Source organism: Streptomyces sp. NPDC048111, from assembly GCF_043202815.1.
GTDB lineage: Bacteria > Actinomycetota > Actinomycetes > Streptomycetales > Streptomycetaceae > Streptomyces.
Genome location: NZ_JBIDBD010000007.1, coordinates 163,993 through 180,153, shown reverse-complemented (window position 1 = coordinate 180,153; position 16,161 = coordinate 163,993). Strand labels below are relative to the sequence as shown.

At 71.1% G+C, this 16,161-nt stretch carries 17 protein-coding genes; 11 read left to right on the top strand and 6 right to left on the bottom strand.

The genetic code is table 11. The features are described from left to right. The first annotated feature begins 34 nt into the window (after positions 1 to 34). A complete protein-coding gene (locus tag ACGF3I_RS15520; protein ID WP_393132108.1) occupies positions 35 to 532 on the top strand; it encodes a nitroreductase family deazaflavin-dependent oxidoreductase in 498 nt (165 codons plus the stop codon). Positions 533 to 666: 134 nt separating this feature from the next. Here ACGF3I_RS15520 and ACGF3I_RS15515 read toward each other — a convergent pair whose 3' ends face one another. Further along, a complete protein-coding gene (locus ACGF3I_RS15515; protein WP_393132106.1) occupies positions 667 to 2,481 on the bottom strand; it encodes a chloride channel protein in 1,815 nt (604 codons plus the stop codon). A gap of 134 nt (positions 2,482 to 2,615) precedes the next feature. After that, a complete protein-coding gene (locus tag ACGF3I_RS15510; protein ID WP_393132104.1) occupies positions 2,616 to 2,969 on the bottom strand; it encodes a hypothetical protein in 354 nt (117 codons plus the stop codon). Positions 2,970 to 3,531: 562 nt separating this feature from the next. Here ACGF3I_RS15510 and ACGF3I_RS15505 point away from each other — a divergent pair. From ACGF3I_RS15505 to ACGF3I_RS15495, 3 genes are read left to right on the top strand one after another with little or no spacing between them, the layout of a single operon-like run. Beyond that, positions 3,532 to 4,407 carry a CPBP family intramembrane glutamic endopeptidase gene (locus ACGF3I_RS15505; RefSeq protein WP_393132102.1) on the top strand — a complete coding sequence of 292 codons (876 nt, stop codon included), beginning with the start codon at positions 3,532 to 3,534 and terminating at the stop codon, positions 4,405 to 4,407. Between the two features lie 33 nt (positions 4,408 to 4,440). After that, positions 4,441 to 5,670: a histidine kinase gene (locus ACGF3I_RS15500; protein WP_393132100.1), complete on the top strand. Its 1,230-nt coding sequence runs from the start codon at positions 4,441 to 4,443 to the stop codon at positions 5,668 to 5,670. 3 nt (positions 5,671 to 5,673) lie between these two features. After that, positions 5,674 to 6,366 (top strand): response regulator, encoded by a 693-nt coding sequence (locus tag ACGF3I_RS15495; protein WP_393132098.1) that lies wholly within the window; start codon positions 5,674 to 5,676, stop codon positions 6,364 to 6,366. 250 nt (positions 6,367 to 6,616) lie between these two features. Here the strand turns inward: ACGF3I_RS15495 and ACGF3I_RS15490 are convergent, their stop codons facing one another. After that, complete coding sequence (locus ACGF3I_RS15490; RefSeq protein ID WP_393132096.1) at positions 6,617 to 7,105, bottom strand: DUF4265 domain-containing protein; 489 nt, start codon at positions 7,103 to 7,105, stop codon at positions 6,617 to 6,619. Positions 7,106 to 7,846: 741 nt separating this feature from the next. Between ACGF3I_RS15490 and ACGF3I_RS15485 the strand changes: the two genes are divergently transcribed. Together ACGF3I_RS15485 and ACGF3I_RS15480 are read left to right on the top strand one after the other, a co-directional pair. After that, positions 7,847 to 9,499, top strand: a complete 1,653-nt coding sequence (locus tag ACGF3I_RS15485) for an alpha/beta hydrolase (RefSeq protein WP_393132094.1) — start codon at positions 7,847 to 7,849, stop codon at positions 9,497 to 9,499. Positions 9,500 to 9,646: 147 nt separating this feature from the next. Further along, positions 9,647 to 10,138, top strand: a complete 492-nt coding sequence (locus tag ACGF3I_RS15480; RefSeq protein WP_393132092.1) for a helix-turn-helix domain-containing protein — start codon at positions 9,647 to 9,649, stop codon at positions 10,136 to 10,138. A 107-nt stretch (positions 10,139 to 10,245) separates the two neighbouring features. Here the strand turns inward: ACGF3I_RS15480 and ACGF3I_RS15475 are convergent, their stop codons facing one another. The 3 genes from ACGF3I_RS15475 to ACGF3I_RS15465 are packed head-to-tail and all read right to left on the bottom strand — an operon-like array spanning position 10,246 to position 11,776. Continuing rightward, on the bottom strand, positions 10,246 to 10,572 hold the full coding sequence (locus ACGF3I_RS15475) for a hypothetical protein (RefSeq protein WP_393132090.1): 327 nt from the start codon (positions 10,570 to 10,572) through the stop codon (positions 10,246 to 10,248). Further along, positions 10,569 to 11,195 carry an Asp23/Gls24 family envelope stress response protein gene (locus ACGF3I_RS15470; protein WP_393132088.1) on the bottom strand — a complete coding sequence of 209 codons (627 nt, stop codon included), beginning with the start codon at positions 11,193 to 11,195 and terminating at the stop codon, positions 10,569 to 10,571. Before ACGF3I_RS15470 ends, ACGF3I_RS15475 begins: the two co-directional genes overlap by 4 nt. Next, positions 11,192 to 11,776 (bottom strand): RNA polymerase sigma factor, encoded by a 585-nt coding sequence (locus ACGF3I_RS15465; protein ID WP_393132086.1) that lies wholly within the window; start codon positions 11,774 to 11,776, stop codon positions 11,192 to 11,194. Before ACGF3I_RS15465 ends, ACGF3I_RS15470 begins: the two co-directional genes overlap by 4 nt. 178 nt (positions 11,777 to 11,954) lie before the next feature. On the opposite strand from ACGF3I_RS15465, the gene ACGF3I_RS15460 reads away from it, so the two are divergent. From ACGF3I_RS15460 to ACGF3I_RS15440, 5 genes are all read left to right on the top strand, one after another. Further along, on the top strand, positions 11,955 to 12,458 hold the full coding sequence (locus ACGF3I_RS15460) for an Asp23/Gls24 family envelope stress response protein (RefSeq protein ID WP_393132084.1): 504 nt from the start codon (positions 11,955 to 11,957) through the stop codon (positions 12,456 to 12,458). 66 nt (positions 12,459 to 12,524) lie between these two features. Further along, a complete protein-coding gene (locus tag ACGF3I_RS15455) occupies positions 12,525 to 12,710 on the top strand; it encodes a hypothetical protein (protein WP_393132082.1) in 186 nt (61 codons plus the stop codon). Continuing rightward, a complete protein-coding gene (locus ACGF3I_RS15450; RefSeq protein ID WP_393132080.1) occupies positions 12,707 to 13,660 on the top strand; it encodes a DUF6286 domain-containing protein in 954 nt (317 codons plus the stop codon). Before ACGF3I_RS15455 ends, ACGF3I_RS15450 begins: the two co-directional genes overlap by 4 nt. After that, positions 13,657 to 14,244, top strand: a complete 588-nt coding sequence (locus ACGF3I_RS15445) for a hypothetical protein (RefSeq protein ID WP_393132078.1) — start codon at positions 13,657 to 13,659, stop codon at positions 14,242 to 14,244. The genes ACGF3I_RS15450 and ACGF3I_RS15445 overlap by 4 nt, the downstream gene beginning before the upstream one ends. Before the next feature lie 540 nt (positions 14,245 to 14,784). Next, positions 14,785 to 16,077 (top strand): class I SAM-dependent methyltransferase, encoded by a 1,293-nt coding sequence (locus ACGF3I_RS15440; RefSeq protein ID WP_393132076.1) that lies wholly within the window; start codon positions 14,785 to 14,787, stop codon positions 16,075 to 16,077. Positions 16,078 to 16,161: the final 84 nt, after the last annotated feature.

Genomic DNA, 16,161 nt, shown 5'->3' with positions numbered 1-16,161 from the left:
TTCGGTTTCCAGAACGTACAGAGAGGCTCAGTCCATGACCTCTGCATCACCTGCGACCCATCGGCCCGCGCCTCCCACCGGCTGGCGCAGGACACTGGCCCGACTGCCCATCCATCTGTTCCGCATGGGGCTCGGCCCCCTGTTCGGCAAGCGGATGCTGCTGCTCGTCCACACCGGGCGCGTCTCCGGCCAAGCCCGGAAGGTGGTGCTCGAAGTGGTCGCCCACGATCCGGAACAGCAGACCTGGACCATCGCCTCGGGCTTCGGCCCGCAGGCCCAGTGGTACCGGAACTTGCGCGAGACCCCCCAGGCCACGATCCAGACCGGGCGCCGCTTCCGGGCCGTCACCGCCCGCTTCCCCACACCGGGGGAAGGAGGGCGGATCATGGCCGAGTACGCGCCCCGGCACCCCCGCGCCGCGAAGGCCCTCTGCTCGTACCTGGGCTTCCCGGCGGACGGCAGCGCGGCGGGCTATCGGGCGATCGGAGAGCGGATCCCGTTCGTGCGCCTGGAGGAGTCCCGGCCCCGCTGAATCCTCAGGCACCCCGGCCGTCCACGGGCGTTGTCCCGCGCAGCGGGCGGACCGGCCTGCGCAACGCCTCGGCCGACCCCGGCGGGAAACGCCCGCCACCGCGCCGAGCCCTCCCGGCACAGCCCGGCGCTCCTCTAGGCTGTCGCGGGCTTCAGGGCCGCCGTACCCCGCACAGAATGCAGAGCGCGCAAGGCGCTCTGGTGGGTGAGCCAGCCCACCAGGCTGGTCCCCTCGGGATCAAGGACGGGCAGCCCGGTGCCGGAGTGGGCGATCAGGGCATGCAGAGCCACGGCCAGCGGCTCTACGGGGGTCAGGGAGACGGGCTGCTCCACCAGGTCGCCCGCAAGGGCGCCGGAGCCACTGGAGCCGGGCTCGTCGGCAAGGGCCTCGGCCACCGCCCTGGCGGTGATCATGCCCACATAGGATCCGTTCTTGTCGGCCACCGGCAGCACGCCATGGGCCGACAGGGACAAATCCGTTGCCACGGACAGCAGTTCCGCGTCGACGGGAATCGCCGGCGGTGCCTGCTCCATCACCTCACCGACCTGCTGAGTGCCGAGCACGGCGCCCGCAGCCGGACCTTCCAGATCGATGCCGCGCCGACGCAGCTTGAGGGTGTAAATGGTGTCGCGGGAAAGCAGCCTGCTGGTCAGCGTCGCCGTGACGATGGCGAGCATGAGCGGCAGGATGATCGAGTACTCGCCGGTCAGCTCGAACAGGATGACCACCGCCGTGATCGGGGCACGCGAGGCGCCGGCGAAGACAGCCCCCATGCCCACCAGCGCGTAGGCACCGACCGCGCCCGCCGTCCCCGGCAACAGGCTCTGCATGCCCAGGCCGTAGGCCGCGCCGAGCATCGCGCCCATGAACAGACTCGGGGCGAAGACGCCGCCCGAGCCGCCGATGCCGATGGTGAGGCTGGTCGCCAGGATCTTGCCCGCGAGCAGCAGGAGCAGGAAGGCCGCGGCGTACTTGCCCTCTGCCGCGTTCTCCAGGACCGGGTAGCCCACCCCGTACATCTGCGGCAGCAGCAGGAGCAGGACGCCGAGAAGCAGGCCGCCGACGGCGGGGCGCAGCCATTCGGGGCCGCGCCAGGCCCAGTCGCAGGCGTCCTCGATCCAGTACAGGATGCGAGTGAAGCTGATACCCACGCCTCCGGCGGCGATGCCGAGCAGCGCGAACAGGCCGTACTGCGCGACGTGTTCGACGTGGAAGGCGGGCAGGTTCAGAAAGGCTACGTCGCCGAAGGCGGCCCGGCCGATCACGCTGGCCGCGACGCTGGACAGGACGACCGCGCCGAATGCTTCGATCGCGAAGTCGCGCAGGATCAGTTCCATCGCGAAGAAGACACCGGCCAGCGGCGCGTTGAAGGTCGCTGCGATACCGCCCGCCGCGCCGCACGCCACGAGCAGCTTCATCCGGCCTTCGGTGACCTTGACGATCCGGCCCAGCGTCGAGCCGAGGGCCGAGCCGATCTGGACGATCGGACCCTCGCGGCCCACCGAGCCGCCCGAGCCGATCGTCAGCGCCGAGGCGAGGGCCTTGACCACCGATACGTTCGGGTTGATGCGCCCGCCCCGCTGGGCGACCGCCAGCATCACCTCGGGCACCCCGTGCCCGCGCGCCTCCTTGGCGAACCGGTCCACCAGCGGCCCGTACAACAGGCCACCGAGCACCGGCGCCAGAAGCACGAAGTACGGGCCGAGCCAGGCGACGTGCGGGTTCGCCGCGTGCCCGGCACCCGCGTAGTCGACATGCCCCGTGAACAGCCCCGTGAAGACCTTGATCAACCATCGGAAGGCGATCGACCCGAGCCCCGCGCCCGCACCGATCACCAGTGCGAGCACCGCAAGACCCCATTGCGCCTCGCGCAGCCCCAGACGCCATCTGGCGCCCGGATCCTGGCCCGCCACCGCCGCCTCGGGACGACCCTTGCGTATGCCACTCATGTGCAGCTTCCCCTCACTCGCGCTATTTTGCATTATGCAAACGATGTCAAGTCGGAGGGCGGCCCGAGCGGTCTCCGGCGCCTGAATCAGGAGCGGCACGTGCGCAGGGCGCGCCCGTGCCGCTCCCGTCCTCATCAGTCGCTGAAGACGACCGAGCGGAACTTCAGCTTCTCGGTGCCAGAGCCGGTGAGCGGCTTGAGCGTGAAGTAGACGTCACCCTCGCAGTCCGGCTCGGCGAACACCGTGGCCGAGGCGGTCGTGCGGTTGCGGGGTGAGAACGCCGGGGCGCTCGCCGCCGGATCCGCGACCTCCGCCAGCGTGTAGCACTCGCGGCCGGCCGGGTCGACCTTGGCGGCGGTGTGCGTCTTGCCGTCCTTGCCGACATACGAGTAGGTGAACTCTCCGTCAGCCGCGGAGGCCGACATGGGAACGCTCAGGATCAGGGACAGGGCGCCGGTGAGGGCGACGGCAGCATGGCGGAGACGCATGGTGGAGTTCCCGTTCAGGTGAGAGGGGGGGGCGAAACACGGCAACCCGTTCCCGGCCGGTCGCATGCGATAGCCCCCGAACCGAACAGAAACGATCCTCTTTGACCTGTTCGGCCCAGGGCGGACGACGGGGCAGGCGCATGCGACCGGCCTGCGGATGATGGCGCGTGCTGGTCAGGCGGTGACGTGGTCCAGATTCCACGCGCCGTGCTCGAACTCGCCTGCGGCGCGGGCTGGTTGGGCGCGCCGACGCTCGGCACAGGCCATGAGGTCAACCGGGACCGCCATTGCGACCAGCGGTCGGCAGCGCCGGCAGGGTGGCCGGTCGATGGGGAACGCGGGGCGGGCCGGCGGTGGTTGCCGCGCCTTGGGCGTGCAACCTCATGGCCCGGGCTGCGGGCCGAGAGCCGCGGGAGGTGGCACGGGCACCGTTGATGGTGCGGCGCATCCCCCGCGAGAGCCACTTGCGTCGTCCCGGTCCGGGGGACCCCCGGCCGGCACCCGGCTCCTAGCGTGGGGACAGGGCCGCCTCCGATGCGGCCCATGACGAGAGGGCCCCACGATGGAAGAGCCGGTCACCGCTCAGCACCGCACGGACGGCAGCCCCGGCCGAGACGGCGGCGGCCGCGTGCGGCGGATGCTGCGCGCGCCGCTCGGCTGGATGCTGACCGGGCTGGTCGGCGTCGGGCTGGTCTCGGGGCTCACCGCCGAGGCTCCCGGTCCTCTGCCGCTGCTGGGGGCGGTCGCGGCTCTTGGCGTGTACTGGCTGATCATGCGCCGCCTCGCACACCGCCCCGCACCGGAGATCGCCCGGCGCGGGGCCGGCCGCGACCTGCTGCTCGGCAGCGCGCTCGGCCTGGGCTTCGTCCTCGTCTCCACCCTGCTGATCACCGTGTTCGGGGGGTACACCTTCTCCTGGGCCGGCCACGGCTTCGTCGGCGTTCTGTTCCGTGCGGCCGTGGTGCAGGCCGCCGCCGCGATGACCGAGGAGCTCATGTTCCGCGGGCTGGCGCTGCAAGCACTGGAGGAGTTGTGTGGCAGCAGGGCCGCCATCGTGATCACGGGCCTGTTCTTCGGCCTCGCCCACCTCGGCGCCCCCAACGCCACGGCGTGGAGTTCTCTGGCCATCGCCCTGGAAGCGGGGGCCATGCTGGGCGCCGCGTTCCTGTGGCGACGCAGCATCTGGTTCGTCGTGGGCCTGCACTTCGCCTGGAACCTGACCGTGCAGCTCCTCGGCATCCCGGTGTCCGGACACCCCTCCGACGGCCTGTTCACCACTGCCGCGCAGGGCGGGACCTGGCTGACGGGCGGTGACTTCGGCCTGGAGTCCGCGCTGCTGACCGTCGTGGTCGGTGTGCTGATCGCCGCCCGCCTTCTCTCTCTCGCCGACCGCAGTGGGAGACTCCTGTCCCACAGGTCCGGCGCCCGCGGCCGGTGACTGGAGGGGGTGGCGGTGACGTTTCGTCAAACAGTGAGGGGGACTGCCCTCTTCGAGACATCGAGCAGCCTCTGGCAGCGGCAGGGCGTCCTCCGCAAAGACGGCGTCCTGGCCCTCGCATACAGCCTGGTGACCCTCCTCGTACCGACCCTGTCCACCGTCGGAGCGCAGATAGGGGATCTCCCGCAGCGTCCCGTAGGCATTCTGGGGACCGGTCTCGTCCTGGCCCAGACGCTTCCGCTGACCCTTCGACGCCGTAACCCCGCCCTCTGTCTGATCCTCGTCGCGTGCGCGTTCGCCGCGCACCAGGCGTTGGGATTCGCGACGACGTTCGCGAGCCTTGGGCTGTATCTGGCGCTCTTCTCGGCCGGCGCTCATCAGGCCCGTCGCCGCCCGCTCCTGGCCGGGGTGCTGACTGCGGGGTACGCCGCTCTGGCCATCGGCCTCGAAGGCCTCGGTTCACCGCAGCTCGTCGCGGACTACGTCGCCTTCTACCTGTTCCTGGCCGCCTTCTGGATCGTGGGGAGCATGATGCGCGCACGACGCACCCAAGAAGTCCGACGCCGGCGCCTGGCGAGCGAGCTGGCCACCGCGGCCGAACGGGCTCGGATCGCCCGCGAACTCCATGACGTGGTCACCCACCACGTCACCGCCATGGTCATCCAGGCCGACGCCGCACAATGCGTCCTCGCCTCCGCCCCCGGCAAGGCCGCGGAAGGACTCACCGCCGTCAGCGCGACCGGCCGCCAGGCCCTGACAGAGCTGCGCCACCTCCTCGGCGTTCTGGAGGCCACCGGAGACGGCGCAACCGGCCACCCCGAACAAGCCCAGCGGGCACCGGCCCTGGGCCGCATCCAGGACCTGGTCGAACAGGCCAGAAGATCCGGGCAGCCCGTTGCGTTCCTCCAGCAGGGCGCGCCCCATGACCACGACCAGCCGGTGGACGTGGAGCTGACCGCCTACCGGATCGTCCAGGAAGCCCTGACCAACGCGCTCAAGCACGCACCCGGCTCACCGACATCCGTCACGGTCACGCTCGGCGACAAGCACCTCGAAGTCGAGGTGATCACGACCGAGCCCTGCCCGCCCTCCGCCGCCGTTCCTCCCGCACCGGTTGCCGAAGCGGGACTTGCGGGCGGTCGCGGACTGGCCGGACTGCACGCACGCGTACAGCTGGTCGATGGTCACCTACACGCGGGGCCGCGGCTCGACGGCGGGTTCGAAGTCCGCGCCGTCATCCCGTCCATGCCCACCCAGGAGTAGTCCGTGCACGATACGCCTGCCCCCATCCGTGTCCTCGTCTGCGACGACCAGGCACTCGTCCGCACCGGCTACGCCACCATCTTCTCCGCACAACCCGACCTGGAGGTCGTCGGCGAGGCCGAGAACGGTCACGAGGCCGTCCAGGCCGCCCGTCGTCTGACCCCCGACGTGGTCGTGATGGACATCAGGATGCCCCTGCTCGACGGCATCCAGGCAACCCGCCAACTCGCCGGCCCCGACACCACGAACCCGCCGAAGATACTGGTCGTCACCACCTTCAACGTCGACTCCTACGTGTACGACGCGCTGCGCGCGGGTGCCAGCGGCTTCCTCCTCAAGGACGCGCCCCCTGTCGAAATGATCAATGGCATCCGCACGGTCGCCCGTGGCGAAGCCCTGCTCGCCCCCGCGGTGACCCGTCATCTCATCGGCCACTACGCCCAGCACCTGCACCCCGCCGGCACCCAGCGACCGGAGCGGGAAGCTGTCCGCCAAGCCCTGACACCGCGCGAGTTGGACGTCCTGTGCCAACTGGCCGAAGGCCTGTCGAACACCGAGATCGCCGAAGCACTGTTCATCGCACCCGAGACGGTGAAGACCTATGTCTCGCGCATCCTGACCAAGCTCGACCTCCGTGACCGCGTCCAGGCCGTCGTCCTCGCCCACCGCACCGGACTGGTGTCGCCCATCCACTGAATCCGCGGGGGTCCGCCAGGATGTCGACCTCGGGAACCGGCTCCAGGTGCGAGCGGCGGAAGCGTCCGCCCTCGTGCTCGACTAGGCGGCCTTGATGCCGGGCCAGCAGCAGAAAGCGTCTATGCCCGACCTCCGTGAGTTCAGGAAATCCGAAGCCACCGGGCCGTGAACTGAGGGATGCGAGGGCCGTTTCGTGGTGTAAAAGAGCCCAGTTCATAGAACTGCAGTCGGTTGCCATGCGGTGATCTGATCAGCGTGGGGCGGAGAAGGGCATGGCGTCAGCCCACTCCCAGAACGCGCCGGCCTCGTCGACCTCGCGCTCCATGACGTCGAACAGCTGCGAAGGGGTTGCCTGAGGAGGCACGTCGATCGCGACGTGACGGTCCCCACTCCACTCGCTCAGCAGGCCGACGGCGTCGATTTCGTGCTTGATGCGAGCGGTTGCCTCTATCAGTCGTGTCGGGTCCGGGGTGGGCATGAGCATGCGCAGGACGCGGTGCCAGGACAGCCCCACCACCTCGCTGACCTCATCATCCTCCGAGAGGAGCACGCGGTCGCCCAGGGCCAGTCCATAGACGCGAAAGGGGATGCAGGCGACGGAGAACGTGCCGTCGTTGAAGGGCTTGAGCCAGAGCTGCTCCATCTGCCCGTCCAGCCCATAAGGGGCGAGGTCGACGCGGGCAATGCAGTTGCTCTGAGCACGTCCGGCAGGATCGTCGTGAACGATGAATTCCGTCATGTGCTTCCCCTTGCTCGAATTTGCCGCGCGGCCATGATGCCGTGGCGGTCCGTCGAGTCGTGCGGCAGGGGCGACCCGTTCAGCAGGTGCGTAAATCGTGTGCGGCCGCTGAGCGGCAACGGCGGTTGTGTAGCGAAGGCTGGTCTTGGCGCCGAGCGCAGCTCATTGTCGTGGGGCCTCTCGATGCCGACGACGCTGAGGGGCGGCTCTCCTGTACTTCCCATTCACCTCCGGCGAGAGGCCATGCCAGTCGCGAACCCTCCATGAGGCGCGTCAACCCCACGTTGAACCGGATCGTTGACGTTCGGCGCCGGGGCAGCCAGGTGAGGCCACTTCAAACCGTTCCTCCGCCGGGGCCAGAGGAAGCTGTCCGGGCGGGGCCAAGACGGACCGTTCTAGACACTTCGGCACCCGCGGGGCACCGAAGGCGCTCGCATCTCCTGTCCGCACACGCCAACTCCGCTTCCAGAAGGCACTGTTCACGGCTCGCTCGTACAACCCGACTCGTCGAAGGTGCGCGGCCGTTCCCGGCGCCGACGTCCACGGCCGGCTCATCGACGCCCTGCAAGGCGAGCACCCGGAACGGGCCGGGGCCGCCAAAATCAGCGTGCCCGGGGCAGCAGAAGCACAGCTTGCCCCCCGAGCGAGCTATCTGCGATGCCCCCTGCAGGGGGACGCGCGCGACCAGGCGTTCTTGTTGACTCGTCCGCGTCGGCAGGACGAGCAGCGAAGGACAGAGTCATGCACAGCTCCCCCCGTTCCACCGCTCACCGCCCCCGCGGCCACGCCCGGGCGGCAGGCCGCCGGCTCGCCGCCACGCTTGCCGTCACGGTGCTGGCCGGCCATGCGCTCACCGGCTGCGAGGGTGGCGATCCGGCGCCGGCCAGATCTTCGTCCCCCGCCTCGGGGCGTGAGGCAGGCGGAACGAGCGAGGCGGCCGCCCCGAACGAGGGCGGGAACCGAGGGATCGTTTGGGGCGCCTGCCCCGCTCCGGCAAGCGGGCAGACCCGCAACCCGGACCTGCGGTGCGGAACGCTGGAGGTGCCGCTGGACTACCAGCAGCCGCACGGTGCGCAGATCAAGGTGGCCGTCTCCAGGCTTCCCGCCACCGGCCGGGCGCAGCGGCACGGTGTCCTGCTGCTGAACCCCGGTGGCCCGGCGCTGGGCGGACTGTCGATGCCGGAGACGATGGCGCCGACGCTGCCCGCATCGGTGCGCGACCGCTATGACCTCGTCGGTTTCGATCCGCGCGGTGTCGACCACAGTGCTCCGCAGAGCTGCGGGCTGCCCACTTCGTCGGTCGCGGCGATCTTCCCCTATCCGGCCGCCGACGGCTCCATAGGCAAGAACATCGCCCTGGCGAAGGCCTACGCCCAGAAGTGCACCGCCACGCTCGGCAAGAAACTCCGCCACTTCACGACCGCCAATACCGCCCGCGACATGGACCGCATCCGCGAGGCCCTCGGCGAGAAGAAGGTCTCGTACTGGGGTCAGTCCTACGGCACTTACCTCGGCGCCGTCTACCGCTCGCTCTTCCAGGACCACACCGACCGGATGATCCTGGAGGGCAACGTCGACCCCACGAAGGTCTGGGCCCGCGAGGTCGCAGAGGGTTGGGGACAGGGCATGGCCGAACGCTTCCCCGACGCCGCCCGCGCCGCCGCGGCGCAGCACGGCACCCTCAAGCTGGGAGCGACCCCCGAAGAGGTCTCCGAGACCTACCTCGCCCTGGCCGACCGGCTCGACCGCACGCCCGCCACGATCCCGGGCGCAGGGGTGCCTCTGGACGGGGCGCTGCTGCGCAATGTCACCTACGCGCTCCTCCTGCACAACGAGACGCTCCCGGTGGCGGCCCAGTTCTGGCGGGCTGCGGCCGACCTCGCCGCCGGCAGGCCCTCGGAGGCGGACGCGGCGGTCCTCCAGCAGGTGCTGTCCGAGCAGCCCGCTCCCGAGGGCGTCCCCGCCGACAATCAGGCCACCATGTTCATGGCCCTCACGTGCGGTGACGCCCGGTGGCCCCAGGATGTCGACGGATACGCCGAGCGCACTGCCGCCGACCGCAAGAAGTGGCCACTGACCGCGGGCATGCCCGCCAACATCTGGGCCTGCGCCTTCTGGGAGAAGCCTGCCGAGAAGCCCGTGGCCATGACCACCGGCCCCCGCAACACGCTGATCCTGCAGAACCGCAGGGACAATGCCACTCCCTGGGCAGGCGGCCTCGGGATGCACAAGGCCCTCGGCACCGGTTTCGCCTTCGTCGGCGTCGACAACGGCGGCCACTACGTCTACAACGCCGGCTCCGCCTGCGCCGACCGGGCCACGGTCACCTTCCTGACCACCGGCAGCCTCCCTCGCCGGGACATCACCTCCTGCACGGACGCCGAAGCGCGGTGACACACGTCGCCTTCGCGGCCGGCAGCACTCCTGTCAGCTGCGGGACGATGGCGCCGTTTCCTCTGGGCACCGTCGCGTCGCCGCGTCCATCGGAGTGGCGTCGCGACGGAGTGCGAAACAGAAGAGCAGAGCGATTGTCGTACGGTCATGACGCATTCTTCATCGCGCACGAAGCGATCCCGCTACCCCTCGTCCGACATCCCGCTGCCGGGGCCCGAAACCCGTCAAGGTCTGCGGCTCACCTGGGGCCTGACCACAAGTCAGGTGGCGAGCGCGTTCGGTGTGACGCCCTCGACGGTGCGGTCCTGGGAGGCGGGACGAGCCGAGCCGCGCGGTCGGCGACGTGAACAGTACGCCCGCTTCCTGGCCGGGCTGACCCTGGAGGCCCCCTCCCCGTCCCGCCCCACCGGCCCGCGCGGCCGCACCGAGCCCGCGACGGCCGCCGCTCAGCACTTCCGCGGACCTTCGTCCGTGTGCCGCCCGTCACCCATCGTCCCTGTTGAGCCGAACGCGCCGGTCGGGGCGCACCACCGCGCCCCGGTGGCACCTGCCCGGGTCCGACGGCTTCGGTGGTGCGCCACCGCGGCCGGGGCCTGGACGGCCTTCCTGTACCTGTGGCTCACGGTTCCGCTGATCTGACCTAACAGGCGACCTGTCCGGCGCTGATCCGGGGACCGCCACGGCAGATCGCCGAGCGGTCCTACCGGTCGGCGCGAGGGCGCCGGACGCCCGGTCGCGTGCCGCGTTCAGACGATGCCCGTCACCGTGACCGTGACGTGCGCTGCCCGGCCGGGCGCCCCGCCGGCCAGATGGGCGTCGATGGCCGTGCGGGCCGCCCGGGCGATGTCGAGGGCGCGCGCCCGGGCATCCGTGACGATCTGCACGTCGATCCGCAGCGGTTCCCCCTCGCCGCGCCCGCTGATCTTCAGGCCGGCGACGGGGGCCGCAGCGTGGAGCGGCGACGACAGGGCCGTCTTCAGTCGCTGCGCCGTACTGGGGCGCAGCAGTGCGACACCTGGCACGTCCTGGACGGTCTTGGCCAGGGCAGCTGCGAGAGCGTGGTGCTGGTTCATCGTTCCGGGCCCTCCTCGGTGGTTGACGGCGCCTCGGCGAGATCGCTGACCAGGACGTCGATGGCCCTGATGGTGAGCCCGAGCCGGTCGTCGGCGGCCAGTTCGACCTGACGGCGGACCCGCGCGGCCAGGTCGGTGAGGTCAGGGGTGGTGAGGGGCGCCCGAATGGCGATGCGGACCGTCACCTGCCCGGCAGCCGGGCCTTGTTCGGGAGTGATGGTGCAGGAACCCGCCCGCACACCGGACACCTTTTCCGCCGCGGCACGCAGGGTGCGTGCGGCAACCGATTCCGTGATCCACAAGTCCTCGTCCGGGTGGCCGAGCGGAAGGGGGCGGCCGGGGCGCAGTTCGAGGCGGACCACGTCCATGACGCGCCGGGTGAGCGCGGCGGCGTCGAAGTCCGCCGTGCTGTCGTCCACGTTCTCCCGCAGTTCACGGACAGCGCTTCCCAGTTCTTCCAGATCGCGTACCGCCTCCTGGCAGTGGACGCAGCACTGCTCGTGTTCGTCACGGATGCCGTCCTCCCAGTTGCCCCATACCTGCGAGAGCAGGCGACCGCAGGGAAGCTGCTCGTCGTCGGCGTCGGGCGGCGGAGCGGCGGGCGGATTCGGGCGGTTGGTCATCGCCAGGCCCCCAGTTGGTTGGTCAGTTGGCGTCGGGCGCGAAAAACCCGGGCGCGGACGGCTTGCTGGCTGATGCCGACCGTGTGCGCGATGAATTCGTACGACTGGCCGTCCAATTCTCTCAGCACCCAGCAGGTGCGCTGTTCGGCCGACAGGTCGGCGAGCGCCTCCTGCACGTCGTGGACTGCGGCGCGCCCCATGGCGAATCGTTCGGGGGCCACCGTGTGTTCGGGGGCGGCCACCTCGGCCGCGGCCTCCAGGGGGGCCTGGGGTCTGCGGGATCGCAGGACGTTGAGGCAGCGGTTGGTGACGATGCGGTAGAGCCAGGTGCCGAAGGTCGACTGGCCGCGGAATTCGGGAAGCCGGCGCCAGGCGTTGATGAACGCCTCCTGGACGGCGTCCTCCGCCTCGTTCTGTTCGCCCAGCAGCCGCGTGGCCAGCCGGACCAGCGCGGGGGCGTGCAGACGCACCAGGGTGGCGAAGGCGTCCTCGTCACCCTCGGCGGCCCGGATGGTCAGCAGATCGTCGTCGGCCTCGGCCTGCGGCCCGGGTGGTCTGGCTCGTGCGTACTCCCCCGCCACAAGGCGCTCCTCTCCGTGGTCCTACTCGTTGGACCCGCCACGGACGTGTTTGTGACGGCGGCGGGCGGTCGGCTCAGCATTCCCGGAGCGATGCGTCACAACCGCCGACGGGCGGTGTCGAACAGGTATCAGCAACCGGCAGCGCCGGGAAACCGGCGCACACTGAAGGGACGTTGTCATGACGACGCAGACCACGCACGCCACGCAGAGTGTCGCCGGCATCCCGGCCGCGAAGGGGGCCACGAGGGAGGCGCCCCTCGGCAAGGAGGGCGCCGGCACCGACGAGGCCACCACGACGCACGGAAAGACGTCCATCGCGGATGTGGTCGTCGTCAAGGTGGCCGGTGTGGCGGCGCGCGAGATCCCGGGAATCCATGACATGGGCGGCGGCCTCTCGCGCACCATCGGCGCCGTACGCGACCGGGTGCCCGGTGGCCGGCCCAACGTCGGCCGTGGCGTGAAGGTGGAGGTGGGCGAGCGCCAGACCGCCATCGACCTGGAGTTGGTCGTCGAATACGGCGTGTCCATCACCGAGGTGGCGGGTGACGTACGGGAGAACGTCATCGCCGCCGTCGAGCGCATCACCGGACTTGAGGTGGTGGAGGTCAACATCACCATCAACGATGTCCACCTCCCGGAGGACGACGACCAGGCGGCCGGTACGGAGTCGCGCGTCGCGTAGTCGTGTGGGGTGTCGACGAGGTGGGCCGGTGCCGGCGGCAGCCGGTGGTGGAACGGAGGAGGAGAGATGAGTCGGGCTGTCATCGGAATGGTCGCGGGGATCGCCGTGGCATTCGCCGGGTACTTCGGGGGGTTCGGCGCGTTCCTGCTGGTCGCAGCCCTCGGCGCGATCGGATACGCCGCCGGGGCCTGGCTCGACGGCGGAGGGCGGTCACAGGATCTGCGGGAGCTGTTCCACGGGAGCGGGCAATGACAGAGGGGGCCGGCCGGGGTTGCACCGTCGTCGCGGACAAGGTCGTTCGCAAGATCGCCGAGCAGGCCGCCCTGGAGGCGCTCGCAGCCGGCAGGGCGGCCCGGCCCAGTGGATCGGCGACCGTGCACGGCCGTTGGGCCGAGGTCTCGTTGCGGCTGGCCCTGCCCTATCCCGCCCCGCTGGAGGAGGGCGTACGCCATGTGCAGGAGCACGTCACGGCGCGCACGCGCCGGTTGACGGGGCTGGAGATTTCCCGGCCCCGCCTGACCGTCACCCGGCTCACGGCCCGGGGCACCGCTGTCCCACCCGAGCCCTCCACCGCAGGGTTGCCGACGGGCGGCCCTCCGGCGCGCACCGCGCGCCGCTGCTGGTCGCCACGTCGCTTCCCCCTGGCCGTTCTGCTCCTGCTGTTCGGCTCCGCGTGCGCGGCAACGACCGCCGACATGATCCGCGTTCACGCACTCGGCACGCCGGCGGGTGCCTGGCGGATGAACACCGTCGCATGGCTGGCCGGCCACCGGCCGGGCGCCCCCGCCGTCACGGGTGCCGCGATCGCCACGGCCGCCGCCGGACTGTGGATGCTGACCTTGGCCCTCACTCCCGGACGTCGCGGACGCCTCGGCGTCACCGCCCCGGCGGCACACCGGAGCGTCACCGTCGACCGGTCCACCGTGGCTTCGCTGGTCCGCGACGCGGTCAGTGAGGTCGAGGGCGTCGCGCCGGTGCGCGTACGCATGGGCCGACGACGCCTGTCCGTCCGTGCGGACCTGGCGTTCGGCGACGAGGACGCCGCTCGGCGGCGCGCAGCCGACGCGACGCAGCGGGTCCTGGCGAGCTGCCTGTTGCGCCGCGAACCCCGTCAGAAGATCACCGTCACCGCGCGACCGGGTTGGCGTCCGTCCGCCCCCGCCGGCGACGCCCCCGGCAAGGAGAAGGGACCCCGCGCATGACTGCGCCCCGCACGAGCGGCAACCGCGTCGCGCTCGCCGTCGCCGGCGCATCCCTGCTGTGCGGCGCGGCATGGGCGGCAAGCTCGTGGAGTCCGCTCGCCGAGCACCTCCCCGCACGATGGCCGACGCCGTCCGGCCACCAGGGCCTCCTCGACCGCACGGCTCTGGCGGACCTGCGGTCGCACGGCTGGTGGACTCCCGCCGTCATCACTGCCGGCGTGCTCGTCACCGCACTGCTCGCCTGGTGGTTCCTCGCTCAGTTGCACGTCCGCCGCCCGCCCCGTCTTCGCCTGGCCGGGGCCGACGCCTCGCTGCGCACGCAGGCGCTCGAAGCCGCGCTGAGCGAGCGGGCCGAGAACATCGACGGCATCGGCCGCTGCCGCGCCCGCGTACACCCACACCGTCGGAGCGAGCGCCTCTTCGTGCAGCTGCGGGTATGGCTGGAGCCGGGTGCGGCCCTCGACGCCGTCGTCCAACAGCTCACACACCTCGCCGCGGAAGCCGAGCCGGCGCTCGCCCCCTACAGGATCGACACCCGCATGCACCTCAGCCACACCGCGCACCGGCCGCCCCGTCTCCGCTGACGACCGGCGCCCCCGTCACGACAAGGCGCGCCGCGCCCCGGACCATCCGCGCCACCCGCTACATCCGGCCCCTCTCGGCATACCCACAACACGGCGGCCCGGCCAGCACGCAGGGCATCACGACACCCCCTCCCGGCGGCACCTTCACCCGTCTACTCCGACCAATCCGAAGCGCGCACCGCTTCGAATTCCGTCATGGACACAGCATGTCGAGGTGAAGGAGGAAACAGTGGAACGGCAGCAAGTCTGCGCGGTGGCGGCGGTGCGGCAGGGGGTGACCGCGGAGCACTCGGCCGCAACGCCGGGCCTCGCCGCGGTGTACGAAGGCCCCCACGGAGTGCACCGAACCGGGCCTCCACGGCCGCGGCGCGTCACGTTCGTCGTACGGAGGGACGAGTTCGTCGTACGGAGGGACGAGGTCGCCGCGTCGGGTCGCGACGCCAACCCTGCCGGGACGGCCCGTCCTTCCTGCTCCGGAGCCAGGTGCCGGGCGGACCAACTGGACGTGCGTCACCCGGCGCCGGGAAAAGCGGGTGCACGATGAAGCCGCTGGCGCCCCGCCTCGCCGACGCCGCCGAAGGGTTCCTGGGCGAACTGCCGCTGCGGCTTCGCGCCTGGGACGGCAGCGAGACGGGGCCCGCCCAGGCGCCCGTGGTCGTCCTGCGCTCGTCGCGCGCACTGCGCCGACTGCTGTGGCAGCCCGGCGAACTGGGCCTGGCCCAGGCCTACATCACCGGTGACCTGGACCTCGAAGGAGACCTGAGCGCCGGGTTGAGCGCGGCCTGGCGCGCCGTGCGCGAACGCCGGCCCCACTCCGGTCGCCGCGTGCCGCACCGGCACCTGACCGCCGCCCTCACCGCGCTGCGCTGCGGCGCCGTCGGCCCGCGTCCGCCGGCCCCCGGAGTGGCCCAGGCCCGGCTGCGCGGCAAACTGCACAGCACCGGCCGGGACCGGGCCGCCGTCAGCCACCACTACGACCTGTCCAACGACTGGTACGCCCTGCTCATGGACGAGTCCATGGCGTACTCGTGCGCCTACTGGACCCGGCCCGACGACCCGCAGTACTCACTGGCCGACGCCCAGCGGGACAAGCTCCACCTGGTCTGCCGGAAACTGGCCCTGGAGCCCGGCGCGCGGTTGTTGGACGTGGGCTGCGGATGGGGCAGCCTGTCCCTCCACGCCGCACAGCACTACGGCGCCCGCGTCACCGCGGTCACCCTCTCGCGCGAGCAACGCGACTTCGTCGTCGCCCGCGTCCGCGAGCGGGGCCTCGACGACCTCGTCCAGGTGCACTTGCGGCACTACCGGGAACTGGAGGGCGCCGATTACGACGCGGTCTGCGCGATCGAGATGGGCGAACACGTCGGCGAAGCCGCATACCCGGACTTCGCCGCCCGCCTCCACTCGCAGCTGCGCCCCGGCGGCCGTCTGCTGATCCAGCAGATGTCACGCGGCACGTCCGCCCCCGGAGGCGGAGCGTTCATCGAGGCCTACATCGCTCCCGACATGCACATGCGACCGCTCGGGGAAACCGTCGCCCTCCTCGAGAACGCGGGGCTCGAGGTCCGGGCAGTGGAATCGCTGCGCGAACACTACGTCCGCACGATCGCCGCGTGGTACGCCACCCTGGAGGAACGCTGGGCGGACTTCGTGGCCCTGGCCGGCCAAGAGACGGCTCGTGTCTGGCGGTTGTACCTGGCCGGAAGCGGCCTCGCGTTCGCCGAGCGTCGTATGGGAGTCGACCAGATCCTCGCGGTACGCCCCGGCCATGACGGCGCCTCGCACATGCCCGCCGTCCCGCACCGCTGGTACGGGCCGCAGGAGCCGTCATGACCAGCGCTGCTCCATCCGCACTCGGCGCCACCTGGGGTTGACGGCATCAGGATGCTCGCCGGCCGCCCACCACGTCCGCCATGA

Excerpts from the sequence above, each read along its gene's own strand:
- ACGF3I_RS15520 (WP_393132108.1), top strand. The coding sequence starts at position 35 with ATGACCTCTGCATCACCTGCGACCCATCGGCCCGCGCCTCCCACCGGC.
- ACGF3I_RS15515 (WP_393132106.1), bottom strand. The coding sequence starts at position 2,481 with ATGAGTGGCATACGCAAGGGTCGTCCCGAGGCGGCGGTGGCGGGCCAG.
- ACGF3I_RS15510 (WP_393132104.1), bottom strand. The coding sequence starts at position 2,969 with ATGCGTCTCCGCCATGCTGCCGTCGCCCTCACCGGCGCCCTGTCCCTG.
- ACGF3I_RS15505 (WP_393132102.1), top strand. The coding sequence starts at position 3,532 with ATGGAAGAGCCGGTCACCGCTCAGCACCGCACGGACGGCAGCCCCGGC.
- ACGF3I_RS15490 (WP_393132096.1), bottom strand. The coding sequence starts at position 7,105 with ATGACGGAATTCATCGTTCACGACGATCCTGCCGGACGTGCTCAGAGC.
- ACGF3I_RS15485 (WP_393132094.1), top strand. The coding sequence starts at position 7,847 with ATGCACAGCTCCCCCCGTTCCACCGCTCACCGCCCCCGCGGCCACGCC.
- ACGF3I_RS15480 (WP_393132092.1), top strand. The coding sequence starts at position 9,647 with ATGACGCATTCTTCATCGCGCACGAAGCGATCCCGCTACCCCTCGTCC.
- ACGF3I_RS15475 (WP_393132090.1), bottom strand. The coding sequence starts at position 10,572 with ATGAACCAGCACCACGCTCTCGCAGCTGCCCTGGCCAAGACCGTCCAG.
- ACGF3I_RS15470 (WP_393132088.1), bottom strand. The coding sequence starts at position 11,195 with ATGACCAACCGCCCGAATCCGCCCGCCGCTCCGCCGCCCGACGCCGAC.
- ACGF3I_RS15460 (WP_393132084.1), top strand. The coding sequence starts at position 11,955 with ATGACGACGCAGACCACGCACGCCACGCAGAGTGTCGCCGGCATCCCG.
- ACGF3I_RS15455 (WP_393132082.1), top strand. The coding sequence starts at position 12,525 with ATGAGTCGGGCTGTCATCGGAATGGTCGCGGGGATCGCCGTGGCATTC.
- ACGF3I_RS15450 (WP_393132080.1), top strand. The coding sequence starts at position 12,707 with ATGACAGAGGGGGCCGGCCGGGGTTGCACCGTCGTCGCGGACAAGGTC.
- ACGF3I_RS15445 (WP_393132078.1), top strand. The coding sequence starts at position 13,657 with ATGACTGCGCCCCGCACGAGCGGCAACCGCGTCGCGCTCGCCGTCGCC.
- ACGF3I_RS15440 (WP_393132076.1), top strand. The coding sequence starts at position 14,785 with ATGAAGCCGCTGGCGCCCCGCCTCGCCGACGCCGCCGAAGGGTTCCTG.